Consider the following 26,440-nt stretch of genomic DNA (forward strand, 5'->3'; position numbering starts at 1 on the left):
AAGCTATCATATGGCACATTAAACAGGGAGCCACACCATGATTAAGAAGTCTTCGATCTTTGCGGCAGGTCTTTTGTCCTTGGCCGTAGTTGGAACTGCAATTGCTCAGGATAGCGAAAACCCGGCTGTAAAAGCGCGGACTTCGATTATGCAGCTTTACGCTTTCAACCTTGGCACGTTGGGCGCCATGGCCAAGGGAGAGGCAGAATATGATGCCGAAGCGGCTACGCGAGCCGCAAATAATATTGTCGTTGTGTCGCAGATCGACCAGTCCGCGATGTGGCCAGCCGGATCGGATAATGTGTCAGACCCGTCAACCCGCGCCTTGCCCGCTATTTGGGAAAACTTCGCAGATGTCGGGGCCAAAGGGCAGGCACTGGCCGATGCCGCTGTTGCGATGCAGGCTGCGGCAGGTCAGGATGTTGAAGCTCTGAAAGGGGCGATGGGCCAACTTGGCGGAGCCTGTTCGGCCTGTCACAAAGCATACAGAGCACCAGAAAATTAAAGGAGTATTGATCAGTGCGGCGCATTCTACTTTTCGCCGTTCTAGTCATGTTTATGGTCGGGTTGGCCGGTTTGCTGCTAACCCGGCCGCAAAGAGTTGATCCGGCACAGTTGGCCGGTCTGACCCCCGACGTGACCAGAGGGGCGTCTGTCTTCTATTCAGCAGGATGCGCCTCGTGCCACTCGGACCCGGATGCCCGCGCGGAAGGAAAGCTTGTTCTAGCAGGCGGGCGCCGGTTTGAAACGGATTTCGGTACGTTTGTAGCTCCAAACATCACCAGTGATCCAGACACCGGAATTGGATCATGGTCCGTGCTGGATCTGGCCAATGCCCTGAAACACGGAACAGGACCAAAGGGACAACATTATTACCCGGCCTTTCCCTATACCTCTTATGCCAAGATGACGGTCGAGGACGTCGCGGCGCTTCATGCGTTTTTGAACACCCTGCCTGCATCTGATGCGGCAAGTATCCCGCATGACGTTGGTTTCCCTTTCAATATCCGGCGCGGGCTGGGGTTGTGGAAATTTGTGTTTTCAGGCTCGGGCTGGGTGGTTGAAGGTGATTTGACCGATCAGCAAATCCGGGGGCGGTATCTGGTGGAAGCTTTAGGGCACTGCGCGGAATGCCATACACCGCGAAACGGACTGGGAGGGTTGAAGCGGGATCTCTGGCTGACCGGAGCGCCAAATCCGAATGGCAAGGGGCGCATCCCCGGTCTGACCACCGCCCAGCTTGACTGGTCCGAGGCTGACATCGCTGAATATCTGAAATCCGGTTTCACACCGGATTATGACAGCGCCGGAGGCGAAATGGTCGAAGTCATCGAGAACACCTCGAAACTAAGCGATGAAGACCGATTGGCCATTGCTGCTTATCTGAAATCCGTTCCCGTTCAGTGAATTGGCTACTGGTTGCAGAAACTCGGGCATTTGTCAGCGCAGGTCTTATGACACTGGTTCTGAGCAACGCAAAAAACGTTTGGTGTGCTGGGTCAAACCAGCACGGCTACATTGCTCAGATCTCTGGCAATGCGGATCAGCGGGCATTGCTCTCCTATGGTTAACCGCCCCGCGTCGGATAATCCTGTCACTTCGGCGGGTATGCGAGTTGCGGCAGCCAATGCGTCTTCCAACGGCACTTCTGCCTGCGTGGTCAGGACACGCAGTGCTGTGGTCAAGTCCAAATCAGCCCCCGCTAAAGTGCCATCAGACAGTGTCAAACGGCCGTCTTTGCGGGAAATGCGGCGGCCTTCCAGTTCGAACATGCGCTGGTCCGTGCCAGCCGGTGCCATCGCATCGCTGACCAGAAATATCCGGCTCGGGCCCCGCTTGGCGACCCAGGCTGTGCGCATGGCTTCGGTGTGAACGTGAATGCCGTCAGCGATCAGTCCGGCGTTCAATCGACCCGAGGCCAGAACCGCCCCGACAAGCCCCGGAGATCGATTGCCCAGCTGACTCATGGCATTGAACAGATGCGTCACGCAGGACGCACCGGCCTTGGCATAAGACAGGCAGGTATCAAAATCCGCATCACTGTGGCCCAGCGATACAACGGCACCGGCCGAGACCAGCGCTTTTACCTGCGCAATTGATACGTTTTCAGGCGCAACCGTCAGCATCAATGCGGGCAGGGCATGCGCAGCCGTGACAAGCGTCGTCAGGTCCTCGTCATCCATGGGGCGGATCAGGGCTGCATCATGGGCACCTTTCCGAGCCACCGAAAGATGAGGCCCTTCCAGATGCAGGCCAGCGATCCCCGGTACACCCGCAGAAATCGCGGCCTTGACCGCTTCGATGGCGGCGCGGGTCTTGGCTGCGGTATCCGTGATCAGGGTGGGAAGGATCGAGGTTGCCCCAAGCGTCCGGTGCGCCTCGGCAATGCGCGCAAGCGTTTCGACAGACGGGGCGGCGTTGAACATCACTCCGCCACCGCCATTCACTTGCAGGTCAACATAGCCGGGGGCCAGTATATCACCTTGCAGATCGACAAGCTTGCCAGCGTCTGTCTTCACGTCAACGCCTATGTCAGTGATGCGGCCAGCCTCCAGCCGCAGCGCGGCACCGTCGTGCAGTTTGGTGCCGTCAAAAACAAGCCCGCCGTGGTAGATGGTCGCCTGGTCGCTCATACCGTTTCCGTCACTTTTCGCAGGTGACGTGGCGCATCCGGGTTGATCCCGCGTTGTACAGCGACCTGCTCGACCATTGAATAAAAGGACACGATGGCGGCTACCGGGTCCGTCAGCCAGTGATCCGTGCGGACATGAGGCAGCACCTCGGCCTTTGTGACCATTGGGCTGGTGGCAAATACCTGTGCCCCCTTGGCTGCGAGCGTGTCGGCAACCTCGGCCAACAGCGGCTCTGCGGGATCATTGGCGGCAAAGGCAATAACCGGAAATCCGCCTTCCACGATCGAGACAGGGCCATGCAGCACCTCGGCCGAGGAATAACTTTCGGCATGGATCTGGCAGGTTTCCTTGAATTTCAGCGCGGCCTCGTTCGAGATCGCCACGCTTGGTCCGCGACCAAGCGTATACAGCGAGCTTTGGGTGACAGCCGCCGCCGCTCTGCTCCAGTCACACCGCGTGGCGGCATCAAGGTGCCTGGGCAGGCCACGTAGCGCAGCCAGAAGATCTTTGTCGCCTTTCAGTTCCGCCAGCAGCCAAAGCCCGGCAACCAGCGAGGTCACGAATGTCTTTGTCGCCGCTACACTAAGCTCGGGGCCTGCGTGCAGCGGCAAAGCCGCCTCAGCCGCCAGTGCAAGGGGGGAAGATGGGTCATTTGTGATTGCTACGGTGCTGGCCCCGGCCTTTCGCGCACTTTGCGTAAGTTGCACGATATCCGGGCTTTTTCCTGATTGTGAAACAGAAAGGCAAAGCGCCCCGGCCACATGCAGGTCAGCGCCATACACTGACGCGACCGATGGGCCGACGGATGCCATCGGCAAGCCAAGAAGCAATTCACTTGCGTATTTCAGAAAGGTGCAGGCGTGGTCTGAAGAGCCACGCGCCGCCGAAATCATGAACTTCAGCCCACCGTTCCGGGCGACGTCTGCTGCTGTGCTCAGGGCGTCTCCGCCATTGCTGAGTAATCGCTCGACAGCAACAGGAATTTCTTCGATTTCCTGACGCATCAGGGTCGTTTTCGGGGTCATCGGGGCAGCCTTTCCATCGGAATCGCAGATCATGGAGTGAGTCGCAGCTCAGCCACAAAGTCATAGGCATCGCCGCGATAGTTGGATTTTGTGAACTCGGCGACACGCCCGCCTTCCAGATGGGAAATCCGCTGGATGCTCAGCCCTGCCGCGCCTTCGGCGACGCCAAGCAGTGCGGCATCTTCAGCCTCAAGATTAACGGCGGAAATCTTCTGGATGGCGCGAACAGGTCGGCAGCCGCTTTCTTCCAGTAGATCATAGAGTGAGTCGCGCACGGCAAGCGGATTTGGCAGAATGTCCAATGGCAACGAGGCACGTTCGACTGCCATGGGGCGTCCACCAGCCTCTCGCAGGCGGCAAATGCGCGCCACCTGTCCGTCAGCGGGCAGCCCGAGCACCGCCGTTTCCTCGGGTGATGGCAGAAAAACGCCCCGTTCCAACCACTTGGAGGTTGATTCCATGCCGCGCAGGCGCATGTCCTCGCTGAACGAGGTCAGATGCGAAAGCGATTGTTCCAATTTTGGCGCGGCGTTCCGTACGAAAGATCCGGAACCCTGCCGCTGCACGATTGCGCCCTGTTTCACCAGTTCCTGAATGGCCTTGCGCACGGTGACCCTGGACAGGCCGGTAATCTCGGCGATCTCGCGCTCGGGCGGCAATGAGGAATTCGGGGGCAGGACACCAGCGTCGATGCCTTCCTCCAGTCGCTGACGTAGCCGGACATAACGCGGCCCGCCGCTGTTTTCGAGCCAGTCGTCAGAAGCCAGAAAGGATGCTGCGTTCATGCCGAATGCTCCACTTGAAAAGCCCGGGCCAAGGCGATGGCCCCGTCGATAGGCGCACCTTTGGGCTCTGTAGCTGCGCCACGCGCACGATCCGGCAGATACGCCTCGTAATGGGGGCCAATACCCCCGGTCAGGCATAATGGCATGGTCGGGGTCCAACCCATTGCTTCCAGTGCCCGCAAAAGATGCGCGGCGCCTTCGCGCATAAGCGAAACCGCCCGTTCGTCCCCTGACCTCGCTGCCGCTGTCACCTGTCGCGCAATTTGACCGAATTCATGAGGCTGGGCCGCAGCCGCGAAAGCGACAATGCCGCTTGTACTGCCAAATTCGTTCAGCAAGTCCTCGGTCAGGTTGGAAATTGAGACCAGCCCGTCCCATGCATCCAGCGTAACGGAAAGCGCTCTGCGCCCAATCCACTGAGCAGAAGCCTCATCCCCCAGCACAGAGCCCCAGCCACCGGCAAAGCGTCGGCCGGCTTGCGATTGCAGGGCCAGAAACGAACCCGTCCCGCAATGAGCGATTGCACCATCGGTTGCCTGATGCGCACCCGCCAGCGCAGGGTGGCGATCATCCTCGACCAGTATCCTGTCCAACGGCAAATCCGCGGCTACTCGCTGGGCGATCTGTTCGCCGGTAACACCGGCCAGTCCAAAATACGCCGGTACCGGTCTCAGGGTGTCAGGCTGAACATTGAGCTTGGTTGCAAGCATCTTCAGGCCGTCTTTCAGCCGCACAATCGCGCCGTCATAATCGCTGGCGACGTTGGCGGGGCCAACCTCGACCACCAGCCGCTGCTCCCCATCGTCATAAGCGATCCGACAGGTTGTTCCGCCGCCGTCTGCTGCGATGATTGGATTGTTTTTCGACCTAAACATGATGATACCTATATAATGCCTATGCTGAAATGTAAATGCCAAAGTAAATCCAATAAGGGCAGAAAGATCAAAAATACATTGATTAATAAGGCCAATAGCGGCTGAAAAAAAATTAGTGGACAAATGGTATTGTATAGGTATGCTTTCTGGCAACGAGGAGAAACACGTGCTGCCACACATCACAGAACAACTCCACCCGGACGCATACGATTTGGGCAACCGACCGCTGGAAGAGGCGGCGCTGACCCTGTCCAGGGGTCAGCAGGAAGCGGCCGGTGCCCCACAGGGCGCCCTGCGTGCGATTTGCGACGGTGCCGACGCCATGGCCCGCAGTCTGGCATCAGGTGGTTCATTGTATTACGCGGCGGCGGGGTCTTCGGGGCTGATGGCTGCGGCTGATGCAATGGAACTGGGCGGTACTTTCGGCATTGATGAAAACCAAGTCCATATCCTGATGGCCGGAGGGTTGCCGCAATCCGCGCATATGCCCGGTGGAACCGAGGACGATACCGATGGGCTGATCGACGGGCTGGCCGTGCTTACGTGCAACGATACGGTCATTGCTGTCTCTGCCAGTGGCACCACCCCCTATACACTTGAGGCCGCGCGACTTGCGCGTGCCGCGGGTGCCAGCACGATCGGGATAGCCAACAACCCGGGCAGCCCGCTGTTGGCGCAATGCGATCACGCGATTCTGCTTGCCACCCCGCCTGAACTGATTTCAGGCTCAACCCGAATGGGCGCCGGTACAGCCCAGAAAATCGCGCTGAACATGCTGTCCAGCCTTATGGCAATCAAGTTGGGTCATGTTCACGAGGGCATGATGGTCAACCTGCGAGCAGACAACGCAAAGCTGCGGGCGCGTGCGACCGGCATCGTCGCCCGGATCGCCGGAGTTGATGCAGGCACCGCCCATAACGCCTTGGCTGAAGCGCAAGGAGACACCAAATCCGCCATTCTCATCGCCGCTCGCGGCGTTTCACTGGCGGCAGCCAATGCGCGCCTGAAAGAAGCGGGCGGAGTTCTGAGCGCGGCACTGACACCTGATAAATAACTGCAAACCAAATGGGAGAGTACAATGAAACGTAATAGCCTGAAACTGGCCTTGCTTGGTGGGACGCTGTTAGCCTCTGCCGCCTATGCCGAGGACGTCACCCTGACTATCGAAAGCTGGCGTAACGATGACCTGACACTGTGGCAGGACCAGATCATCCCGGCCTTTGAAGCAAAGCATCCTGGCATCAAAGTCCAGTTCACGCCGTCTGCCCCGGCAGAATACAACGCGGTTTTGAACTCGAAACTTGATGCGGGGTCTGCCGGTGACCTGATTACCTGCCGCCCCTTCGATGCTTCGCTGGCGCTTTATGAGGCCGGTCACCTGACCGATCTGTCCTCGGTCGAGGCGATGAACAACTTCTCGGACGTTGCAAAGTCTGCCTGGCAGACGGATGACGGTTCGGCCAGCTTCTGCGTGCCGATGGCATCGGTTATTCACGGCTTCATCTACAACAAGGACGCTTTTGCCGAGTTGGGCCTCGAAGTGCCGACCACAGAAGACGAGTTCTTTGCCGCTTTGGACAAGATCAAGGAAGACGGCACTTACATCCCAATGGCAATGGGTACCAACGACCAGTGGGAAGCTGCCACGATGGGCTACAACAACATCGGGCCGAACTACTGGAAGGGTGAAGAAGGTCGTCAGGCGTTGATCGCAGGCGAACAGAAGCTGACCGATGAAGCCTGGACAGCCCCTTATGCGACGCTGGCCCGTTGGGGTGCGTATCTGGGTGATGGGTACGAAGCACAGACCTATCCCGACAGCCAGAACATCTTCACTTTGGGCCGCGCAGCCATCTATCCTGCGGGATCATGGGAGATTTCCGGCTTCAACGCACAAGCCGATTTCGAAATGGGCGCTTTCAAGCCGCCGGTTCAGAACGCAGGTGACACCTGCTATATCTCGGACCACACGGATATTGGCATCGGCATGAACGCGGCCACAAAGAATCCTGAAGCCGCTGAAACATTCCTGACCTGGGTCGCAAGCCCCGAGTTTGCTGAAATCTTCGGCAACGCTCTGCCCGGCTTCTTCCCGCTGTCGAGCACTCCGGTCGAGTTGCAGGACCCGCTGGCCAAGGAAATCGTCGGTTGGCGTGAAGAATGTGAATCGACCATCCGCTCGACTTATCAAATCCTGTCCCGCGGCACACCAAACCTCGAGAACGAGACCTGGGGCGCATCCGTTGCCGCGATCAAAGGTGCCAAGTCGCCTGAAGAGCTGGGTGCAGAACTACAGGCGGGCCTCGCCTCGTGGTACGCACCACATCAGTAAGCTGAACCATACCCGGGCAGCATGAGTTGCCCGGGTACGCCAAGCATTCCATCGAAAGCGTTCCCATGACCCGCCCCCGCATCCGCTGGCATATCGTCGTGTTTCTGGCACCAGCCGTGCTTGTCTACACAGCGGTGATGATCTTTCCCCTGTTCAACACGCTCCGTCTGGCCCTTTACTCTGAGGTCGACCAGAGCCGCGTTTTTGTTGGACTGCAGAACTTTCAAACGCTGTTTTTCGATCCGATCTGGTCGGAACAGTTCTGGAATGCGCTGGGCAACAATTTCTGGTTCTTTCTGATTCACATGCTGGTACAGAACCCCATCGGCATCGCGCTGGCAGCGCTGCTCAGCCATCCGCGCCTGCGATTTGCGGTGCTCTATCGGTCGGCGATCTTCATTCCAACAATCCTGAGCTTTGTGATCGTCGGATTTGCATGGAAACTGATCCTGTCGCCCATCTGGGGCATCGCGCCTTCGATGCTGGATGCGGTTGGGTTGAAATCCCTCTTTGCCCCGTGGTTGGGGAAGGAGGAATACGCTCTGACCACTCTGGCGCTGATTTCGGTCTGGCAGTTTGTCGGTATCCCTATGATGCTGATTTACGCGGCCTTGCTATCGATCCCTGAGGAAATCCTGGAAGCCGGGGAAGTGGATGGCATCACCGGCACAAGTGCCTTCTGGAAGATCAAGCTGCCGCTTATCCTGCCTTCGATCGGGATCATCTCAATCCTGACATTTGTCGGTAATTTCAACGCCTTCGATCTGATCTATGCTGCACAGGGTGCCTTGGCGGGGCCTGACTTCTCGACCGATATTCTTGGCACCTTCATGTACCGCACATTCTTTGGCTTCCAGCTGCAATTGGGTGACCCGCATATGGGTTCGGCCATCGCTGGTGCGATGTTTGCAATCATCCTGCTGGGTGTCTGTGTCTACCTTTTCGGCATCCAGACCCGGATGCGCCGGTACCAGCTGTAAGGAGCAGATGACATGAACAAGGCCCGCTCCAACCCGCTAAACACCTTCGCGATGCATGGTGCTCTGATCTTTTATACGCTGATCGCTCTGTTTCCGGTTTTTGTGATCCTGATCAACAGCTTCAAGACCCGCAAGGCAATCTTTCGCGAACCGCTGGCGCTGCCTGATGCCGACAGTTTTTCGATGATCGGGTATCAGACAGTGATGAAGCAGGGGGATTTCTTCCTTTATTTCCAGAACTCTCTGATTGTGACGGTTGCATCCCTGACTTTGGTCCTGCTGTTTGGCGCAATGGCGGCTTATGCGCTGAGTGAGTACCGGTTCAAGGGCAACATGCTTATGGGTCTGTACTTGGCGCTTGGAATCATGATCCCGATCCGCATCGGCACTGTGGCCATCCTTGAAATGATGGTGGCGACCGGGCTTGTGAACACCCTGTGGGCGCTGATCCTTGTCTATACGGCGCAGGGCCTGCCCTTGGCGGTGTTCATCCTGAGCGAGTTCATGAAACAGGTGAGTGACGACCTCAAGAATGCGGGCCGTATCGACGGGCTAAGCGAATACACAATCTTCTTTCGGCTTGTGTTGCCGCTGGTGCGTCCGGCAATGGCAACGGTTGCCGTGTTCAACATGATCCCGATCTGGAACGATCTATGGTTCCCGCTGATCCTGGCTCCTGCGGAAGAGACCAAGACACTGACGCTGGGGAGCCAGGTCTTCATCGGTCAGTTTGTGACAGACTGGAACGCGGTCCTGTCAGCCCTTTCAATGGCGATCCTGCCGGTGCTGATCCTCTATGTGATCTTCTCGCGACAGCTTATCCGCGGCATCACGTCAGGAGCGGTGAAATGACCCGCGTCCTGATCGTAGGCCTTGGGAACATGGGGCTGAGCCATGCGTTGGCACATCACCATCACCCGGACGCGCAGATTGTCGGGCTGGTGAACCGATCCGGCCGCGTGGATCACCCTGATCTGACGGGCTATTCGGTGTATTCAAGTTTTGAAGCCGCTCTGACCGAAACCAAACCCGATCTGGTTGTGATCGCGACCTACTCGGACAGTCACGCCGATTACGCCTGCGCCGCGATGGAGGCGGGTGCCCATGTGTTTGTCGAAAAACCACTCACCACCAATGTTGCCGATGCGCGGCGTGTGGTCGAAACAGCGGCGCGGCTGAACCGAAAGCTGGTGGTGGGCTATATCCTGCGCCACCACCCATCCTGGATGCGCCTGATCGCCGAGGCTCGCACTCTGGGTGGCCCCTATGTGTTCCGTCTGAACCTGAATCAACAATCCTCAGGGCCTGAGTGGGAGACGCACAAGGCCCTGATGCAGACCACGTCACCCATCGTGGATTGTGGTGTGCATTATGTCGATGTGATGTGCCAGATCACCGACGCAAAACCCCTTCGCGTTCATGGCATGGGTCTGCGCCTGTCGGATGAAATCGCGCCTGACATGTACAATTATGGCCAGTTCCAGGTCGTGTTCGACGACGGTTCGGTCGGGTGGTACGAGGCTGGGTGGGGTCCGATGATGTCCGAAACCGCGTTTTTCGTGAAGGACATCGTTTCGCCCAACGGGTCTGTTTCGATCACCGACGGAAACAAGGGCGCGTCAGCAGACATCGATGGTCATACCAAGGTTGGTGGCCTTCTGGTTCACACGCCGCAGGGCGACCGGACTATCGACATGCCTGATGAGCCCGGTCATCAGGAACTCTGCGATGCTGAACAAGCCTATATGCTGCGCGCCATCGCCGAGGATATCGACCTGACCCGCCACATGTCCGACGCCGTACAATCCCTTGCAATCTGCCTGGCCGCTGACCAAAGCATCCGCACCGGCCAACCCGTTTCTCTTGAGGAGACCCGCCAATGACCGCCCTGTCACTGAAAAACATTCACAAATCTTTTGGCAATGTAGAGGTCCTGAAGGACATCAATCTTGAGGTTGAGGACGGCGAGTTTGTGGTTTTTGTCGGCCCTTCCGGATGCGGAAAGTCCACTCTTCTGCGCGTTATTGCGGGGCTTGAAGACGCCACATCGGGCGAGATCAGAATTGCTGGCGAGCAGGTCAATCTGACCCCGCCCTCGAAACGCGGCATCGCCATGGTGTTCCAGAGCTACGCGCTTTATCCACACCTGAATGTACGCGGCAACCTGACCCTTGCCCTGAAACAGGAACGCCAGCCGAAAACCGTGATCGACGAGCGCGTCGCCGAGGCGAGCCGGATGCTGGGGTTGGAGCCCTACCTTGACCGCTACCCATCCGAACTGTCGGGGGGGCAGCGCCAGCGTGTTGCCATCGGTCGCGCCATCGTGCGCCAACCCAAGCTGTTTCTGTTCGACGAGCCGCTGTCCAATCTTGATGCCGCTTTGCGCATGAACACCCGGATTGAGATTGCAAATCTACACAGGCAACTCTCGGCTTCGATGATCTACGTCACGCACGATCAGACAGAAGCGATGACACTGGCCGACAAGATTGTGGTGCTGCGCGACGGACGGGTGGAACAGGTCGGCACCCCGATGGAGCTGTACAACAACCCGGCAAACCGCTTTGTCGCCGGATTTCTTGGTTCACCATCCATGAATTTTCTGCCCGCAGACAGCCTGACCCCGGGCGATGCGCGTGAACTTGGGTTGCGCCCGGAAGACATCCGCTTGGAAAGTGGCGGACCGATTGCCGGCACCGTTTCACATGTTGAACAGCTGGGTGGTGATACAAATGTCATTCTGCAAACCAGCAACGTGCCAATCACAGTCCGGTTGTTTGGCCAGCACGCGATTGCCCCGGGTGACGATGTACAATTCGGGTTTGATCCCAGCCGCGCATATTACTTCGGGAATGACGGACAGAGATTACAGTAACGGCAGTTTTCGACCCGTTCTGCACCAGTTTGTTCTGGTGTGAGCGTAACCCAAAGAGGGCAATCGCTGGAAAACATGACTGGTTATGCAAGATTGTGGCGTGTGAACATGAATTGCCCGGATGGCAGGTTCGACCGGAAGTCAGCGGCACGACCGGACAGCGCCCTGTAGAACTGACGCAAGCCGGGCTCGATATCTTCAGCCAGATTTTCGCACTGTTGGCACAAGGTATTGACCAGGCTGTTAGGGTGTCGATTTGTGATCGCCAAAATCAGCTCTGCATGTGCAACCCTGAGTTCCTGGAACGCCGCTGTTTGCAACAGGGCCTGATCGCCCACCAAAACAAAGACGGATTCCGGGTTGGCTTTGCCTTTCAGATCAACATGCCCGGCCTCTAACATGGCCAGATTCCTATGCGTGATTTCATGGACGCCGTTTGAAACGACGATGTCGTAGCCGACCGTTCGACAGCATTGTTCGATCCGCGCTGAGACATTCACGACGTCACCGATGACCGTATAGTTGAACCGTTTCTGCGAGCCGATATTGCCGACGCAGGCCTGTCCGGTCGCAAGCCCCGTTGCCAGCGCGATAGGGGGGCGGTTTCGCATGATGTCGGATGCATTGAACTCTGCCAAAGCGCGCCGCATCTTCAGCGCGGCTAATGCAGCCCGGCACGGGTGGTCAGCGACAGGTAAAGGCGCGTTCCAGAACGCCATAACAGCGTCGCCGATAAACTTGTCGATGGTTCCTCGTTCAGCCAGTATCTGGTCGCCGATACTGGAAAAAAGCGCATTCAGCAGCGAGACCAGCTCGGTGGCAGATGCGGACTCAGACAAAGGTGTAAAACCCCGGATGTCGGAAAACATCACTGTGATATCCTGCGTCTCACCTCCCAATTGCAGCTGATGTCCCGAGGCTTCCATCTCATCAAGGATCTCCGGGGCGACGTAATGAGAAAAGACTTTTCGGATTTTGCGCTTTTCCCGTTCGGTAGACAGGAAAAGATATCCTGCCAGCAGCCCGAAATTAGCCATGCCACCGATAAGCGGAAATGTGGCGTCGAACAAAACCGACTGGTTTTGAAAGACCAGCCAACTCAATATCAGAACGGCGGCAGCGGCGACACCGCCTGCAATGAAAGATGCAACCGCACCAAAACTGGACATGACGGCAATCACGACAAGCCCGAGAAAGGCGAAGGCAAGCATTTCCTGCGCTGCAGTCACATCCGAGCGGCTTAGCATTTCGTTGGTCAGGACCTGTTCCAGCACCTGGGCGTGAATTGAAACGCCGGGAACGCTCTCGCCAAGCGCCGTCTGGTGCATATCGAATAAACCGGCGGCCGACGTTCCGATCAGTATGATCCGCCCCTCAACTTCCGCCCGAACGTCCGCATCATCCGAGCCTTTGAGGATATCGTTGGCCGAAATATACAGCTCGGGCGCATCGCGCCTGTATCTCAGCCAAATCTCGCCGTTTTCTGTTGTTGGTATCCGGTATCCCCCGACCTCAACCGCCAACATGATGCCTGTTTCATCCTGTGCACCTTCGGCCACAATATTGGTCTCGCCCAAGGCAACTCTCAGGGCTTCAATTGACAGACCCGGCAACAGCCCATCCGGCCCGCGCCAAAGAACCGGCACGCGGCGCATGATACCGGTTCCGCCGATGGGCGAGACGTTGACCCCACCAATACCTGCCGCGGTCCGGTCCAACGGAGGCGCAATTGGCGTCCAATGAGGAACTGAAATTAGACCCGCGGCGGGATTTTCACCGAATTCAATGATACCTGCTTTTGCAGTGATGGGGTTTCCTTCCGCCGACATTCGTGCGGCAGTCCCAAGAACGACCGGCAAATAGGCGATTTCCATCCCAAGCAAGACATCATTATCGAGCTTTTGAGCGTGCCGTCCAACTGTGAGGACCCCTTCCAGCGATGGATCGTTCAGAAGCCGTGCGGGGGAAAACCGGTCAGGCTCAGCGAACAACATATCAAATGCAATAGCCGCAGCACCGTATTCACCCAGATTCTGAACCATTTGCGCCACCAGAGTCCGGGGCCAGGGCCATTGCCCCCAATTGGCCAGAGAGGCTTCGTCAATATCTACAACCCGTATGGGAAGGTCGGGATTGAACTCTCGCGGAGATGACCTTTGCAGAACGTCGAAATAGATCAGACGGGTCATTCGCACCGGATAGGGATCCATGACCCTGACGAAACAGCCCACCAGGATCAGACACAATCCGACAAGGCGGAACGCCCATTTCCCTGTCCTGGTTTTGCTCTTCTCGTCGCTCACGTCGTTCTCCGGACAAGTGAGTCCATTTCAGCTTTTCCGACAACGCTACCGGAGCAGCTCACTATTTGATTCTTGCTGCTCTGGATCTTCCTGACCTGGTTCCTCCCGATCAGGTTCTTCTGGTTCAGGTTCTTCCGGTTCCGGTTCAGGTTCTTCTGGTTCAGGTTCTTCCGGTTCCGGTTCGGGTTCTACTTCCGGCTCTGGTTGTGACGGGGGCGATGGCGGTGCTGCGACGCTGATTGCGCGCGGCTGCGGCGCAGTTCTGCGAATGTCGGCCCTGTCGACTCTGGCCTGCTGCACGGGTGCACCTTCGCCAGAACACCCCTCAACCCTCACCTGCAATGGAGGCAGCAGGCCTTCCTGCGACTGAACAAATGGGAAACCAGATTTCAGCGCCTGATCATACTGCTCCTGATCAGCAGGCCGCCCGACTGTCCCGCCTCCACTGGTGGCATACATGCTGCATACGCGGCCTGTGGACCTGCAAGACCCCTGTGCACTGCACATTTGAACCGTTCCGTGCAGTACAAGCATTGCACTCTGGGTTTGTGATACGATCCACATGTCGAAAGTCGTGCCACGAACGGCCATAGTCGCAGTCGGTGTCTTGATCGAATATGCACCTTTTCGGCTTTTGCCGGAAATGAATCGAAAGCTGCCACCCAAGGCCTGCACGGCAAAGCTTTTGGCCTTTCGATTGCCGCGCAGCATAGTCACGTCCAACACCATATGCGCATTGGGGCCAACGGCAATTTTTGTTTCGTCCACAAATACGATCTGTACCAAACCGCTGTGATCTGTAGATATCGTATCGCCTGATTCAACGTCCATTCCTGAAATGACAGGTTGAGTGTTTCCGGCGCGAATGATCTGAGCGCCTTGCTTGGCGCTGATAACTGTTCCGATGTTGGCAAGGGCCTGCGCCGGCATGAGCGCGACAACAAATACAACCAACACAATCTTTAACCAAGTCAAACCAGAGCCCCTTCCCCCGACGGGTCTAAGTAAGCGCGAAGCGCGCCAAGCTCGATTTTTGCCCCCAGAAATGTGTTATTCTTATTCAAATGCTCTAAAATGCTAGCAATATTTATGCATTATGGTGTGTATTTGTAGCAAGTTGTTTTTTTAATCCGCGTTTACCAGCTTAAACACTTACGGATATGTGGGCGATGGTCTCCGCCATGGTCAGTAGGTATGAACAACATGCTAACACCAATGGAAAAGAGAGCCGTAAGTGGGGCTAACTGGCAGGTGTTTAGCAAAGCAATTGAACAGGCCAAAGCGCAGCACCCGTCAAATTCGCGCATAGGGCACGTGGCTCATCGCTTTTCTCGCGATGAGCCTTGATGCTTTTGCAGCGTGTTGTTGAAGGATCAGAGGAATTGTTCGGGCAACAATGCGTCCGGCATGTTTTGGTAACATACGGGTCTCAGGAACCGCCGGATTGACAATGTGCCGACCGAGGTGGCACCGAAATTGGTCGAAGCGGGGTAGGGGCCGCCATGCACCATGCTGTCACAGACCTCGACGCCCGTGGGAAAGCCATTGGCCAGCACACGTCCGGCCTTGCGCTCGAGGATCGGCATCAGGGAACGCGCGGTGTCCATGTCCGCATCATCCATATGCAGGGTACAGGTCAGCTGACCTTGCAGGCTGTGTGCGACGGCCTGCATTTCGTCAGGCGTTTCGGCGGTCACAATAACGCCTAGCGGGCCAAAAACCTCTTCACCAAGGGTTTCGTTTGCCAGCCAGTTCACAGCATTGGTGCGAAACAGGTGCGGGGACGCGGTGCGTTGGCCACACATCGAGGTCAGAACCTCCTGCACACCTGTTGTATTGGCGATCCTTGCCTGACCAGCTCGATAAGCGTCGGCGATGCCGTCGGTTAGCATGGTCTGCGCGGGTGTCTTTGACAGGGCGGTTCGCGCGGTCTCAGCGAAGCGGTCCGCTTCTGTACCCGCCAGCATAACGGCGACCCCGGGGTTGGTACAGAACTGACCTGCGCCCATGGTCAGCGACCCCGCCCAGTTCTGAGCAATGTTGTCGCCCCGGTTCGTCAGCGCAGCATCGAGAATGAACATCGGGTTGACCGAGCCAAGTTCGCCGAAAAACGGGATTGGCTCAGGACGCGCGGCACATAGATCGAACAGTGCCCGACCACCAGCCAATGAGCCAGTGAATCCGACAGCCCTGATCAGCGGGTGTTGTACCAAAGCGGAACCCACGGTCCGGTCACCCCCCTGAATCAGACTGAAAACACCGGGATGAATTTTGCAGCGTTCGATGGCAGCATGTATGGCCTCGGCTATGATCTCACCGGTGCCCGGGTGAGCGCTGTGCCCTTTTACGACAACGGGGCACCCAGCAGCCAAAGCGGCTGCGGTGTCGCCGCCTGCAGTTGAAAAGGCCAAAGGGAAATTCGAAGCACCGAATACGGCGACAGGGCCAATAGGGCGCTGAATCATTTTCAGATCCGGGCGCGGCAGCGGCGAGCGGTCTGGCAACGGGCCGTCGTGGCGCCGATCCAGATACTCACCGCTCAGAATATGTGTGGCAAACAAGCGAAGTTGGCCCGATGTGCGACCCCGCTCCCCTTGCAGACGGGCCTCGGGCAGGCCGGTTTCCTGCGTGCCTATTGCAGTAATCGCCTCGGCGTGGGCTTCGATCTCATCTGCTATGGTATTCAGAAATGCCGCGCGGTCTTCTCGGGTCGAAAAACCATAGCTCCAGAACGCTTCTTCGGCAGCTTCCGCAGCTGCATCAACATCCTGAAGACGCCCCACCGAAAAACTGTGTGAAGATCCAAAAGCGGGCTGTGACTGAAAAACCGTGTCACCTGAAAGCCAATTTCCAGCGATGAGGTGCTTACCATGAGGGGAGCAGGTCATGAATGTTCCATATCTACGATTCTAAAGTTATGGATAATGTATCCAATTAAGGGGGACAATCAAGCGCCCTGTTAGGTCTCCTCCATGGCGCGTTTTGCCACGATCATCTCCAGCAGCTGTTCCTTTGTTCGCCGGATGTGCCGCATCAGCATGTCACAGGCTTCGTCGACGTTCCCTGCTTGCGCCAGTTTCAACAGCTCTCGATGTTCTTTTTTCGCCGGTTCCCGCTGCTTCATAACGCTCAGATGCATTCGGACATAGCGGTCTGATTGCAGATTGACGCGATCCAGCAATTCATTTGTCAGTTTCCTCTGCGATGCCGCGTAGAGGGCGGAGTGGTATTGATAGTTCAGGATCCCCCACTTCCCGACGTCATTCTCGTCATAAGACGCTTCCATCTGTGTCAATATGTCGTTGCATCGTGCAAAGTCGGCAGATGTCATCTGCGGAATGGCTCTGCGGAAAAGATCGACTTCAATAAGCATTCGAAGGTCGAATATCTCTCCGATTTCATTCAGGGAGTGTTTAGTGACTGATCCGCCCCGATTATTGGCCCATTGAATCAGGCCTTCAGCGTTAAGACGCTTCAGGGCCTCGCGGATGGGCATCCGCGATACGTCGTATTCCTCGGCCAGAGCTTCCTGGCGAATAGCTTCACCTTCGGCAAGTTCACCATTCAGTATCCGCTCACGAAGATCGTTCGCGATGACATCTGGTAGGCTTTGCTTGGTTATTGCGCGCTTTCCTGCCATATTTTTCCTGCCACTTGTTTGGGTACAGCTACCGGTTACCGGCGGTTATTCCAAGCTGAGCCGCGACGCGACCACTTAGAAAGCTGATTAAGGACACTCCGTTTAATAATGCATCCAATATCCATGTTGTTTCAACCCTGCTGAGACAGCGAGGTAAGACCAAGTGCGAATGGAACCTTCTGTGACCGCCTTTCCCTGAGAGCGGGCACGGTCAATGCACTGTTTAGTCAGACACCCCAGGTGTCCGACAAGCGATACCCGCCAGGCCAGGGGTCATCTGGGTCAAGCATGTGTTGATGAATGCCGGAGATCCAGCCGCGCCCACTTATTTCGGGGACAATCGCGGCACGGCCCGCCACCTCGGTGGCATCGACGATCCTGCCAGTGAACCGTGATCCGATGATCGAGACCGCCTCGAATGTCTGACCCGGCGACATCAACCCCTTTGCAGCCATCAGCGCCATGCGTGCGGAAACCGCTGTACCCGTGGGCGATCTATCAACTTTGCCCGGTTGGATTGCGACGGCAGATTTGCCAGTTAATCCGGTCTCGGTCTGGCTGATCGGGCCGCAGAAAGCACAGAATGAAATGTGGTCCCAATCCGGGTTTTCAGGATGCGAAAACCCAAGCTGTTCATTGGCTGCATTGGTGATCTTCACCCCCAATCGGGCGATGTCACGGGCCTCGTGTTCGACAATCTCGAATCCCAATGCCTGTGCATCGACCACGACAAAACTGTCACCCCCATAGGCGGTATCAACCATGATCGTATCCAATCCGGGTACCTCAAGCGGGACGGACAGTTTGTCGGCAAAGCTGGGCAGGTTCTGCACGAAAATGCGTTGCGCTTTGCCACCGCTGCATTCCGCCCGTACACGAACCAGCCCGCCCGGGGCCTCAAGCACCATATGAGTTTCGGGTTCCTGCATCGGAATGATCCCGCCATCCAGCAATACGGTTGAAACACAGATCGAGTTCGAACCGGACATGGGTGGTGTGTCTTCGGGCTCCATAATGATAAAGGCCGCGTCGGCCTTGGGGTGTTTCGGGGGCACCAGAAGATTGACATGACGGAAAACACCGCCCCGAGGTTCGTTCAGAACGAAGTTGCGCAGCGTCTGGTCGCCCGCGACAAAGCTGCGCTGTTCCCACAGAGTATCGCCCGGTGGCGGGGCGACACCCCCAACGATAACATCCCCTACTTCGCCTTCTGCATGGGCTGAAATGACATGAACGGTTTTGCTGCTCCGCATCGGATCTCTCAATATTGTGCGACAGGCTCGCCCAGAGCGTCGAAAATCGGTGTAACGCCCAGACCCGGACGGGCGGGTGCGGTCATCCGGCCGTTGACACGCTTTGGCGCACCCTCGGCAATGTCCACCGTGCCGTAGGAATTGAAATCCGTGGCAGAGAATGTGAACTCGGACGGCGTTGAACGGGCCAGATGTGCAATGGCTGCGGTGGTGATGTCACCACCCCAGGTATCTTCGATCGTCATGGGGATGCCGTGCGCCACGCAGAGGTCACGCATAAGGCGGGCTTTGGTCAACCCTCCGACTTTCGAGATCTTGAGGTTGATCACATCCATCGCGTCTTCGGCAATGCCGCGGACCAGCGTGTTGGGGGTGTCGATCACCTCGTCCATCACGAAAGGCAATGCGGTGCGGCGGCGGATCGACACGCATTCCTCATAGGTCAGACAAGGCTGTTCCACATAGACATCCAGACCCGAAATCGCTCCCACCACGCGGGCGGCCTCGTGCCGGGTCCAGCCGGTATTGGCGTCCGCTACCAGCAGGTCCGTCTTTTTCAGAACGGCGCGGGTGGCGTGGATACGGTCAATGTCGTCATTGGCCTCGCCACCCACCTTGAGCTGAAATTTGGTGTAGCCTTCGGCGGCATAGCCTTCGATCTTTTTGGCCATGATCTCGGGTGCTTCCTGACTGATCGCGCGATAAAGCACCACATCGTCCTGCGCCGCGCCACCCAGCAAGGTGTAAAGCGGCTGTTCCGTGGCCTTGCCCAGCAGATCCCAGCAGGCAATATCCACCGGGGCCTTGGCATAAGGATGACCCCGCAAGGCCGCATCCATCGTGCGGTTGATCTGACCGATATTCAGTGGGTCCTGCCCGATCAAATGCGGGGCCAGCTCTGCCAGCCCGGCCCGGACGCCGAGCGCGAATGACGGCAGATAGGCCGAGCCAAGCGGGCAGCATTCGGCATAGCCTTTCAACCCCTCATCCGTGATGATTTCCAAAACGGTGCTGTCAAACACTTCGACAAAATTGCCGTTGGACCAGCTATAGCGGCCTTCTTTCAGCGGCAGATTCACCTGATATACGTTCAGCCCGGTGACTTTCATAAGGTGTTCTCCAGATTAGAAGCGTGTGGATGCGAAAGGTGACATATCGAGCACCGGCTTGGCGTCAGTGACCAAATCAGCCACCAGTTCGGCCGTGCCTGCGGACTGGGTCAGCCCCAGATGACCATGACCAAAGGCATAAAGCACCTGTGGTGCGCGCGAGGATCGGTCAATCACTGGCAGGCTGTCGGGCAGTGACGGGCGAAAACCCATCCATTGCGTGCCGCCTTCCAGATTCAGGTCTGGTATGAAGCGCCCGGCCTTGGCCAGCAACGTGTCAGCGCGCCGGTAATTCGGGGCTAGGTTCAATCCACCCAGTTCGACTGCTCCTCCGATGCGCACACCGCCGTTGATCCGGGTTACCACAAACCCGTGCCCCCCAAAGGTCAGATGCGTGCGCAGGTCAAAAGCGCCTTCGGGCAGGGTCGTGTTATAACCCCGCTCGGTCTCTAGCGGGATATGATCCCCTAGGGATTTGGCCAGTTGGTGTGACCAGGCTCCGGCGGCGACAATCACCTGACCTGCCGAAATGTCACCGATGACGGTGACGAGACGCACGCCGTCATCGGTTGGTTTCAGTGCCGTGATCTCTGCGACCCTTACCTGTCCACCGCGCGCGATGAACTGTGCCGCCAGATGGTCCGTCCAGCGGGCCGGGTCGACGGTATTCATCCATGTCGGGGTAAAACCCGCATGGGTGAAACGCCGGTTCAGTCCGGGTTGAATCTCGGCAATTGCATCCGGACTGTCCAAAAGATCAAACGTGATGCCAAGGTCCTTGCGCAGGTCCCAGGTGGGCAGGCTGGCACGGAAATCTCTCTCACTCTCGAACAACTGCAATTGGCCTTGGCGCTGCATCAGCGCCTCGCCGTCAACATACGCGATCTGGCGCTCCAGCGCGGAGCGGCTTTGGTTCATCAGCGCGGCCTGTGCGGACAGTGAGGCAGCATAACGATCCCGCCAACTGGCCCGCCAGAACCGGAGCATCCACGGTGCAATACTCAGCGCATAAGCGGGCGGGATCGACAAAGGCCCCAGCGGATCAAGAAGCCATTTTGGTGCTTTGCGCATGATCCCCGGAGTTGCAAGCGGCACAATATCTGTAAAGGCAAAGGCCCCTGCATTGCCCTTTGACGCCCCGGCTGCAACGCCTTCACGGTCCAGCACCAGCACCTGCCTTCCACGCTTTTGCAATTCCAGCGCAGCGCTGATGCCAATGATGCCAGCACCGATCACAACTATGTCCGTTTTGGTGTCATGCTGCATGGTTTCAGGTTCTCAAATAGTGGTGCGGGGTCGGGAACCGGACAGTGTCTGTCCCAGGATTTGATTTCAAAGCGCGATACCATCACGGAACGGATCATTCGGCGCGAAAACCAACCTGCCTTCCGACATGATATGCGCCTGCCCGGTCAGGGTGGGAATGACACCCCCGTTCGGGCCGGGTTGGTAGCTCAGCACATAGGGGCTGCCGATCACGCTTTCCTGCACAATCTCTTCCCCGGCGGCCAGCGCCCCGTTTTCCGCCAGACAGGCGAGGCGCGCCGAACTGCCCGTACCGCAGGGCGACCGGTCATATTGATTGTCCGGGCACAGTACAAAGTTGCGGCTGTGAACATCCTTGTTGGGGGATTGATCCTGTAGGATCACGTGATCGACCAGTTCTCCGTTTTCACCACGCACGCCCTGTGCGATGCAGGCTTCACGTATGGCGATGGTCAGATCTGTCAACGCACGAAAATTTCCCGGATTCACCGGGATCGGGCTGGGATCAACAATGAAGAACCAATTTCCGCCATAGGCAAGATCGCCGGTTATCGACCCATGGCTGCCGACCTCAATTTGCACAGCTGCCCGCACGCGGCGGCTCTCGACATTTGTGACGCGCACGGTATTGGCGTCCAGCAACTCCACCGAGATGACCCCGACCGGGGTTTCCACCCGGTGCGTGCCCGGCCGGATCCGACCCATATGGGCCAGAGTGACACCCAAACCGATGGTGCCATGCCCGCACATGCCCAGAACGGCATCCGCATCGAAATAGATCACGCCGGTCTCGCATCTTGAATCTTCGGGCGCGACCAGAAGCGCGCCCACCATTCCGGGCTGTCCGCGCGGTTCCAGTAAGATGGATTTGTAGAACACCTCATGCTCGGTGGCCAAGCGTCGTGCACGCTCGGCCAGTGGGCCGGACCCCAGATCGGGGCCACCGTCGAGGATCACCCGCGTAGGCATTCCCCCGGTGTGACTGTCAATCACATGCATTCAGCAATGACCCCGCCCTGGTCGGACCAATCAGTAAACCAAGTGCGGAACAGGTCGTATTGCTGTTCGCAATAGTTGCGCTGGGCATCCGTCAACTCGTCGGTTTCGTTGAAGTGCAAGCGGTACTCTTCTTCGCCGTTCAGGACCAGCAGGTGTTTGTAATACAGTACCAGATCGGTGCCTTCGTCAAAGCTGGCCAGCACGCCAAAGGCTTCTTCCAGTTCCCGCGCGCGAAGGCGGGCTTCGGCATGACCGGCTGCCGCTTTCTGACACAGGGCCGCCAGCAGAAGTGCCTCTTTTGGCAGGGCAGTGCCAATCCCTGTGATCGAGCCGGTGGCGCCGCAATTGACGAAGCCATGGTAGACTTCGGTGTCTACACCAACCATCAGTGTGACCTGATCATCTTTCGAGGTAATGTGTTCCGCCGCATAGCGCAGATCGCTTTTGCCACCGAATTCCTTGAACCCAACCAGGTTGGGATGATCTGCGCGCAGTTCCAGGAACAGATCGGCGCGCGTCGCAAAGCCGTAAACCGGGCTGTTATAGATGATTGCCGGAATATCAGGTGCAGCCGACAGGATCGCTTTGAAATGGTTGCGCTGCGCCGCGATGGACGATCCACGCGACAATACACGCGGGATCACCATAAGCCCTGCCGCACCAACTTTTTGCGCATGTGCGGCAAGCGCTACGGCGGATTTCGAATTTATCGCACCGGTGCCGACGACAACGGGCAGTCCGGCTGCGATCAGACGTTCGACACCTTCCATCCGTTCGGCATCCGACAAGAGAGGCCAATCGCCCATCGAGCCGCAATAGACCACGGCGGACATGCCTGCTTCGATCATTTCCTTGCCCTTTTTCACCAGCGCGTCGAAATCCGGTGTCCGGTCCGGCTTGCAGGGGGTCATCAGGGCTGGCATGGTGCCGGTGAAGATATTCTGGGACATGAAGGTAACCTTCCTAATTGTATTGGGGCGGGGGCTTTTATCGCACATTCGACAGGAATTTGCGGGTATGTTCGGATTGGGCTTCGCTAAAAATCTGCGCGGGTGGACCGATCTCTTCCATCACGCCCTGATGAAAAAAAGCAACCCGGTCTGATACATCACGAGCGAAACCCATCTCATGCGTGACACAAATCATCGTCATCCCTTCTTCGGCCAATAACCGCATCGTGTCGAGAACCTCGCCCACCAGTTCAGGATCCAGCGCCGAGGTTGCTTCGTCAAACAGCATGTACTCCGGCTCCATCGCCAGCGCGCGGGCAATGGCAAGTCGCTGCTGCTGACCGCCCGATAAGGCCGAGGGAAAAACGTTCAGCTTCTCGCCCAACCCTACATGGGTCAACTGCTTTGCGGCAATGTCACGCGCCTCGTCCCTCGACTTGCCTTTGACAATCTTCGGGGCCAACGCAACGTTTTCCAGTGCTGTCAGGTGCGGAAAGCTGTTCCATTGCTGGAACACCATCCCCAGCTTTGTGCGCAGCTTGTTGATGTCGGTGCCTTTAGCATGAACATCAATGCCATCAACCCTGACCGATCCCTGCTGGATCGGTTCCAGCCCGTTGATGCAATAGAGAAGGGTCGATTTACCGGAGCCTGACGCACCGATCACCGACAGAACTTCTCCTTTCTGCACATCCAGATCGATGCCTTTCAACACATGCAGCGATCCGAAATATTTGTGCAGGTCGCGAATTTCGATCATTGGGCCCACCTTTTTTCTAGTGACGCGGAATACCGCGAAATCGGATAGCTGAGCGCGAAATAGAACGCGCCAGCGATTGTCAGGATCAGGAACGGTTCCTGCGTGCGGGTGATCAGGATCTGGCTGGCCTTGAGCAGCTCGACATATCCCAGAACTGAGACCAGTGCGCTGTCTTTCATCACACCCAACGCGACCCCGACCCATGACGGGAACACCGCGCGCCCACCGATCGGGAAGACGACATAGCGCAGATCCTGCCAATAGGTCATGCCCAGACTGCGCGCCGCGCGGCGCATCGGATCGCCGACGGCCTCAATCCCGCCGCGCGCGACATTCGCAACCAGTGCCGCCGTGTAGATGGACAGGATCACCACGCCCGAGGCGAACGGGTCCAGATTGAGTCCGACAATTGGTGCAAAGTTGTAAAACAGCACCAGTTGGATGATCAGAGGGACCGAACGGAAAATGTCCAGAACCGGAGCCAACGTCAGGGTCGCTGCCAGTTTGCCCTCGTACAGAAGCCAACCGCACACCATGCCAAAAACCGTTCCAATGGAAATCGAAAGCATTGAGATCCAGAGCGTTCGCAACGCGGCTTCGCCCAGAAACCACAGATCGTTGATGTTGAAGCCGCTGAAAAAGCTGACAGTGGGTTGCATCTGTGCCTCCTTCAGTAGCGGAAAAGCCGGGACGCCAGCAGGCGCGAGGCAAGCAGGATGATTTTGACGATCACGTAATAAATGACCGCGGTGACGGCGAAATATTCAAAGATTCGGAAAGTGCGCGAGGCAAAGAACTGGGTCTCGCCCGACAATTCCCGGAAGCCGACCAGCATACCCAGTGACGACATTAGAACAGCCCAGACCATCTGGTTCGTGATCGGATGATAGACAATGCGAAACACCTGCGGAATCACGACGCGTGTGTAAGCCTGCCACGCGGTCATGCCCAGCGATCGGGACGCGCGTAGCTGTGTCTCGGGGACGGCCTGAAAGCCGCCACGGAAGTTTTCAGCCAGATAACCGGCGCAATTGAATGTCAGCCCGGCCAGCACGATGAAGTACGGCGATAGATGCAGGCCAAAGGCACCAAGCCCGAAGCCGAAAAAGAACAGCTGGAACAGCGCCGGAGTATTGCGCGCCAGTTCGACCCAGGCTGAGGCGAACCAGTAAAGCGGACCTTTCAGGTGCAGCCGCGTCAGCGCCAGACAAAGTCCGATGATAATGCCAAGGACCATTGCCAGCACGGCAACCTGTATCGTCAGCAGCGATGCCTCAAGCAGGTCCGGCAGGCTTTTCATCACCGGCCGCCAATGGAAGTTATAGTCGAACACGGGTGTTCCTCACGCAATCTACCGGTCCTTTCGCCCGGCCATAGCCGGACGAAAGCATGGAGTAGGAAAGGGTCAGTACATTACGCCGGGAATGCGCAGCTCAGGCGCTTCGCCGCCGACATATTTACCCCAATGCTCCTGATAGCGGCCCGATCGCACCTGGTGGGTCACGAACAGGTTCAGGAAGTTCAGCCAGGTGACATCTTCGCGCTTGCCTACAACCGAAGTGTAGTCGGTGGTCCATGGCATGCGAGGGCCGGCAACAACAGTGTCATATTGCTGGGTAATCGGCAGCACGGCAGTGTTTGTGGTAATGCCGATATCGGCCTTGCCCTGAGCCACCGCCAGGAAAACCTCATTCTCGGACTGGTAGCCCTGGTAATTGCCTTCTTCGCCCCATTCGGCGGCGATCTTCAGCCATTCCTGCTCGGGCACGGTGCCGATCGCGGCGGCCACGCGCTTGCCACGGATATCCTCGAAGGTCTCAATGCCGCTTTCGGCATTCACGACACCCTGCGCATAATAGATGGCGTAAGGAATGGTAAAGCCCACCGTCCGCGCCCGTTCAAGGCTGTCCGAGGTTGCTCCGAACACAACGTCTGCGCGTCCGGTGACGATCACTGGCAGGCGTTCGGCCCAGGTCAACGGCAGGATTTCGGCCTCAACTTCAAGTGCGGCGGCCAGATCATTGCAGTATTCGACGTCAAAGCCTGCCGGTTCGTTATTCGCGTCGCGATACCCAATTGGCGGAAAATCCAACACAACTCCGCAGCGCAATGTCCCGCGATCTACGACATCGTCCAGCGTGTCCGCCATCGCAGGAGCTGTGGTGATAGTGGTGAGGGCCGCCAGTGCGGCGAGTTTCTTGAGCATGTGATCCTCCCTGAATCAATCGATACGCGCAGCTATAGAGGATATTGTATCCAACATCCAGTATTTTGTTGAGCAGGAAAAGCCAGCTTTCAAAAGGTGTCGTGGCTCTTGGATGTGATTGAAATGACTGACTTGGCCCGCGTGGAAGGCCCTCGTTCGTTGGCGGCCAAATGGATTTGACACCATGTGCTACTGGAGTTGGAGGTTTTTGGCTGAACGTGGCCCGTCGTCAAACGTGAAGGTGCATTGTGCTCAGAGGCTGGGGAGATTTCAGCTTGAGACGGAATACCTTTTGTGATGGGAGTGTGCGGTCGCCCAGGCAACTCCAGCCTGTGTCTTTCAAAGAAAAGCGGCAATGCTGACCCGCGCAGCCAAATGCGCGTTCGGTCAGACTTTGACGGCTTGTAGTTCTTCGAGCAGGTCGAGGAGTTGATTGAGTTTTTCCAGCG

At 57.3% G+C, this 26,440-nt stretch carries 25 protein-coding genes; 8 read left to right on the plus strand and 17 right to left on the minus strand.

Annotated features, from left to right (window positions below):
* The first annotated feature begins 37 nt into the window (after positions 1–37).
* Positions 38–505 (plus strand): c-type cytochrome, encoded by a 468-nt coding sequence (locus ACR0JI_RS18600; RefSeq protein ID WP_480478107.1) that lies wholly within the window; start codon positions 38–40, stop codon positions 503–505.
* Positions 506–519: 14 nt separating this feature from the next.
* Positions 520–1,407, plus strand: a complete 888-nt coding sequence (locus ACR0JI_RS18605) for a c-type cytochrome (protein ID WP_480495934.1) — start codon at positions 520–522, stop codon at positions 1,405–1,407.
* 92 nt (positions 1,408–1,499) lie between these two features.
* On the opposite strand, the gene nagA is transcribed toward ACR0JI_RS18605, so the two are convergent.
* The 4 genes from nagA to ACR0JI_RS18625 are packed head-to-tail and all read right to left on the minus strand — an operon-like array spanning position 1,500 to position 5,318.
* Positions 1,500–2,633: an N-acetylglucosamine-6-phosphate deacetylase gene (gene nagA / locus ACR0JI_RS18610; protein ID WP_480495936.1), complete on the minus strand. Its 1,134-nt coding sequence runs from the start codon at positions 2,631–2,633 to the stop codon at positions 1,500–1,502.
* Positions 2,630–3,658: an SIS domain-containing protein gene (locus tag ACR0JI_RS18615; protein ID WP_480495938.1), complete on the minus strand. Its 1,029-nt coding sequence runs from the start codon at positions 3,656–3,658 to the stop codon at positions 2,630–2,632. Before ACR0JI_RS18615 ends, nagA begins: the two co-directional genes overlap by 4 nt.
* Before the next feature lie 29 nt (positions 3,659–3,687).
* On the minus strand, positions 3,688–4,443 hold the full coding sequence (locus ACR0JI_RS18620) for a GntR family transcriptional regulator (RefSeq protein ID WP_209597491.1): 756 nt from the start codon (positions 4,441–4,443) through the stop codon (positions 3,688–3,690).
* Positions 4,440–5,318, minus strand: coding sequence for a glucosamine kinase nucleotide-binding domain-containing protein (locus ACR0JI_RS18625; RefSeq protein ID WP_480495940.1), 879 nt, complete (start codon positions 5,316–5,318; stop codon positions 4,440–4,442). Before ACR0JI_RS18625 ends, ACR0JI_RS18620 begins: the two co-directional genes overlap by 4 nt.
* A 166-nt stretch (positions 5,319–5,484) precedes the next feature.
* Between ACR0JI_RS18625 and ACR0JI_RS18630 the strand changes: the two genes are divergently transcribed.
* The 6 genes from ACR0JI_RS18630 (at position 5,485) to ACR0JI_RS18655 (ending at position 11,505) form a co-directional block, all read left to right on the plus strand.
* Positions 5,485–6,372 carry an N-acetylmuramic acid 6-phosphate etherase gene (locus ACR0JI_RS18630; protein ID WP_480495942.1) on the plus strand — a complete coding sequence of 296 codons (888 nt, stop codon included), beginning with the start codon at positions 5,485–5,487 and terminating at the stop codon, positions 6,370–6,372.
* Positions 6,373–6,396: 24 nt separating this feature from the next.
* On the plus strand, positions 6,397–7,650 hold the full coding sequence (locus tag ACR0JI_RS18635) for an ABC transporter substrate-binding protein (RefSeq protein ID WP_267366202.1): 1,254 nt from the start codon (positions 6,397–6,399) through the stop codon (positions 7,648–7,650).
* A gap of 65 nt (positions 7,651–7,715) precedes the next feature.
* Positions 7,716–8,630, plus strand: coding sequence for a carbohydrate ABC transporter permease (locus tag ACR0JI_RS18640; RefSeq protein ID WP_267366203.1), 915 nt, complete (start codon positions 7,716–7,718; stop codon positions 8,628–8,630).
* Positions 8,631–8,642: 12 nt separating this feature from the next.
* Complete coding sequence (locus ACR0JI_RS18645) at positions 8,643–9,482, plus strand: carbohydrate ABC transporter permease (RefSeq protein WP_267366204.1); 840 nt, start codon at positions 8,643–8,645, stop codon at positions 9,480–9,482.
* Positions 9,479–10,513, plus strand: a complete 1,035-nt coding sequence (locus ACR0JI_RS18650; RefSeq protein WP_480478121.1) for a Gfo/Idh/MocA family protein — start codon at positions 9,479–9,481, stop codon at positions 10,511–10,513. Before ACR0JI_RS18645 ends, ACR0JI_RS18650 begins: the two co-directional genes overlap by 4 nt.
* Complete coding sequence (locus ACR0JI_RS18655) at positions 10,510–11,505, plus strand: ABC transporter ATP-binding protein (RefSeq protein WP_480478123.1); 996 nt, start codon at positions 10,510–10,512, stop codon at positions 11,503–11,505. Before ACR0JI_RS18650 ends, ACR0JI_RS18655 begins: the two co-directional genes overlap by 4 nt.
* Positions 11,506–11,588: 83 nt before the next feature.
* Here ACR0JI_RS18655 and ACR0JI_RS18660 read toward each other — a convergent pair whose 3' ends face one another.
* The 13 genes from ACR0JI_RS18660 to ACR0JI_RS18720 all read right to left on the minus strand — a co-directional run bounded on the left by ACR0JI_RS18660 (position 11,589) and on the right by ACR0JI_RS18720 (position 25,991).
* On the minus strand, positions 11,589–13,808 hold the full coding sequence (locus tag ACR0JI_RS18660; protein WP_480478125.1) for a CHASE2 domain-containing protein: 2,220 nt from the start codon (positions 13,806–13,808) through the stop codon (positions 11,589–11,591).
* 45 nt (positions 13,809–13,853) lie between these two features.
* Positions 13,854–14,783, minus strand: coding sequence for a FecR family protein (locus ACR0JI_RS18665; protein WP_480495944.1), 930 nt, complete (start codon positions 14,781–14,783; stop codon positions 13,854–13,856).
* Positions 14,784–15,181: 398 nt separating this feature from the next.
* A complete protein-coding gene (locus ACR0JI_RS18670; protein WP_480495945.1) occupies positions 15,182–16,696 on the minus strand; it encodes an aldehyde dehydrogenase (NADP(+)) in 1,515 nt (504 codons plus the stop codon).
* 71 nt (positions 16,697–16,767) lie between these two features.
* Entirely contained in the window at positions 16,768–17,448 is a 681-nt protein-coding gene (locus tag ACR0JI_RS18675; RefSeq protein ID WP_480478132.1) for a GntR family transcriptional regulator, read from the minus strand.
* A 227-nt stretch (positions 17,449–17,675) separates the two neighbouring features.
* A complete protein-coding gene (locus tag ACR0JI_RS18680; protein ID WP_480478134.1) occupies positions 17,676–18,701 on the minus strand; it encodes a trans-3-hydroxy-L-proline dehydratase in 1,026 nt (341 codons plus the stop codon).
* 8 nt (positions 18,702–18,709) lie between these two features.
* On the minus strand, positions 18,710–19,810 hold the full coding sequence (locus tag ACR0JI_RS18685) for a cis-3-hydroxy-L-proline dehydratase (protein ID WP_480478136.1): 1,101 nt from the start codon (positions 19,808–19,810) through the stop codon (positions 18,710–18,712).
* 15 nt (positions 19,811–19,825) lie between these two features.
* The gene (locus ACR0JI_RS18690; protein WP_480495946.1) at positions 19,826–21,076 is read right to left on the minus strand and encodes an NAD(P)/FAD-dependent oxidoreductase; all 1,251 of its coding nucleotides are present in this window, start codon (positions 21,074–21,076) and stop codon (positions 19,826–19,828) included.
* Positions 21,077–21,142: 66 nt separating this feature from the next.
* Positions 21,143–22,075 carry a 4-hydroxyproline epimerase gene (locus tag ACR0JI_RS18695; protein ID WP_480478140.1) on the minus strand — a complete coding sequence of 311 codons (933 nt, stop codon included), beginning with the start codon at positions 22,073–22,075 and terminating at the stop codon, positions 21,143–21,145.
* The gene (locus ACR0JI_RS18700) at positions 22,066–23,025 is read right to left on the minus strand and encodes a dihydrodipicolinate synthase family protein (RefSeq protein WP_480478142.1); all 960 of its coding nucleotides are present in this window, start codon (positions 23,023–23,025) and stop codon (positions 22,066–22,068) included. Before ACR0JI_RS18700 ends, ACR0JI_RS18695 begins: the two co-directional genes overlap by 10 nt.
* 37 nt (positions 23,026–23,062) lie before the next feature.
* Complete coding sequence (locus ACR0JI_RS18705) at positions 23,063–23,785, minus strand: amino acid ABC transporter ATP-binding protein (RefSeq protein ID WP_480478144.1); 723 nt, start codon at positions 23,783–23,785, stop codon at positions 23,063–23,065.
* The gene (locus ACR0JI_RS18710; RefSeq protein WP_480495947.1) at positions 23,782–24,444 is read right to left on the minus strand and encodes an amino acid ABC transporter permease; all 663 of its coding nucleotides are present in this window, start codon (positions 24,442–24,444) and stop codon (positions 23,782–23,784) included. Before ACR0JI_RS18710 ends, ACR0JI_RS18705 begins: the two co-directional genes overlap by 4 nt.
* A gap of 11 nt (positions 24,445–24,455) precedes the next feature.
* Positions 24,456–25,118, minus strand: a complete 663-nt coding sequence (locus ACR0JI_RS18715) for an amino acid ABC transporter permease (RefSeq protein WP_209507537.1) — start codon at positions 25,116–25,118, stop codon at positions 24,456–24,458.
* A gap of 72 nt (positions 25,119–25,190) precedes the next feature.
* Positions 25,191–25,991 (minus strand): transporter substrate-binding domain-containing protein, encoded by an 801-nt coding sequence (locus ACR0JI_RS18720; RefSeq protein ID WP_480483375.1) that lies wholly within the window; start codon positions 25,989–25,991, stop codon positions 25,191–25,193.
* Positions 25,992–26,440 lie beyond the last annotated feature (449 nt).

The sequence above is a fragment of the Ruegeria sp. N10 genome (genome assembly GCF_056531545.1).

Coding starts and splice junctions, on each gene's coding strand:
- ACR0JI_RS18620 (WP_209597491.1), bottom strand. CDS start 4,443: ATGAACGCAGCATCCTTTCTGGCTTCTGACGACTGGCTCGAAAACAGC.
- ACR0JI_RS18650 (WP_480478121.1), top strand. CDS start 9,479: ATGACCCGCGTCCTGATCGTAGGCCTTGGGAACATGGGGCTGAGCCAT.
- ACR0JI_RS18700 (WP_480478142.1), bottom strand. CDS start 23,025: ATGTCCCAGAATATCTTCACCGGCACCATGCCAGCCCTGATGACCCCC.
- ACR0JI_RS18645 (WP_267366204.1), top strand. CDS start 8,643: ATGAACAAGGCCCGCTCCAACCCGCTAAACACCTTCGCGATGCATGGT.
- ACR0JI_RS18640 (WP_267366203.1), top strand. CDS start 7,716: ATGACCCGCCCCCGCATCCGCTGGCATATCGTCGTGTTTCTGGCACCA.
- ACR0JI_RS18720 (WP_480483375.1), bottom strand. CDS start 25,991: ATGCTCAAGAAACTCGCCGCACTGGCGGCCCTCACCACTATCACCACA.
- ACR0JI_RS18635 (WP_267366202.1), top strand. CDS start 6,397: ATGAAACGTAATAGCCTGAAACTGGCCTTGCTTGGTGGGACGCTGTTA.
- ACR0JI_RS18675 (WP_480478132.1), bottom strand. CDS start 17,448: ATGGCAGGAAAGCGCGCAATAACCAAGCAAAGCCTACCAGATGTCATC.
- ACR0JI_RS18625 (WP_480495940.1), bottom strand. CDS start 5,318: ATGTTTAGGTCGAAAAACAATCCAATCATCGCAGCAGACGGCGGCGGA.
- ACR0JI_RS18685 (WP_480478136.1), bottom strand. CDS start 19,810: ATGAAAGTCACCGGGCTGAACGTATATCAGGTGAATCTGCCGCTGAAA.
- nagA (WP_480495936.1), bottom strand. CDS start 2,633: ATGAGCGACCAGGCGACCATCTACCACGGCGGGCTTGTTTTTGACGGC.
- ACR0JI_RS18710 (WP_480495947.1), bottom strand. CDS start 24,444: ATGCAACCCACTGTCAGCTTTTTCAGCGGCTTCAACATCAACGATCTG.
- ACR0JI_RS18690 (WP_480495946.1), bottom strand. CDS start 21,076: ATGCAGCATGACACCAAAACGGACATAGTTGTGATCGGTGCTGGCATC.
- ACR0JI_RS18680 (WP_480478134.1), bottom strand. CDS start 18,701: ATGCGGAGCAGCAAAACCGTTCATGTCATTTCAGCCCATGCAGAAGGC.
- ACR0JI_RS18615 (WP_480495938.1), bottom strand. CDS start 3,658: ATGACCCCGAAAACGACCCTGATGCGTCAGGAAATCGAAGAAATTCCT.
- ACR0JI_RS18670 (WP_480495945.1), bottom strand. CDS start 16,696: ATGACCTGCTCCCCTCATGGTAAGCACCTCATCGCTGGAAATTGGCTT.
- ACR0JI_RS18655 (WP_480478123.1), top strand. CDS start 10,510: ATGACCGCCCTGTCACTGAAAAACATTCACAAATCTTTTGGCAATGTA.
- ACR0JI_RS18600 (WP_480478107.1), top strand. CDS start 38: ATGATTAAGAAGTCTTCGATCTTTGCGGCAGGTCTTTTGTCCTTGGCC.
- ACR0JI_RS18695 (WP_480478140.1), bottom strand. CDS start 22,075: ATGCATGTGATTGACAGTCACACCGGGGGAATGCCTACGCGGGTGATC.
- ACR0JI_RS18705 (WP_480478144.1), bottom strand. CDS start 23,785: ATGATCGAAATTCGCGACCTGCACAAATATTTCGGATCGCTGCATGTG.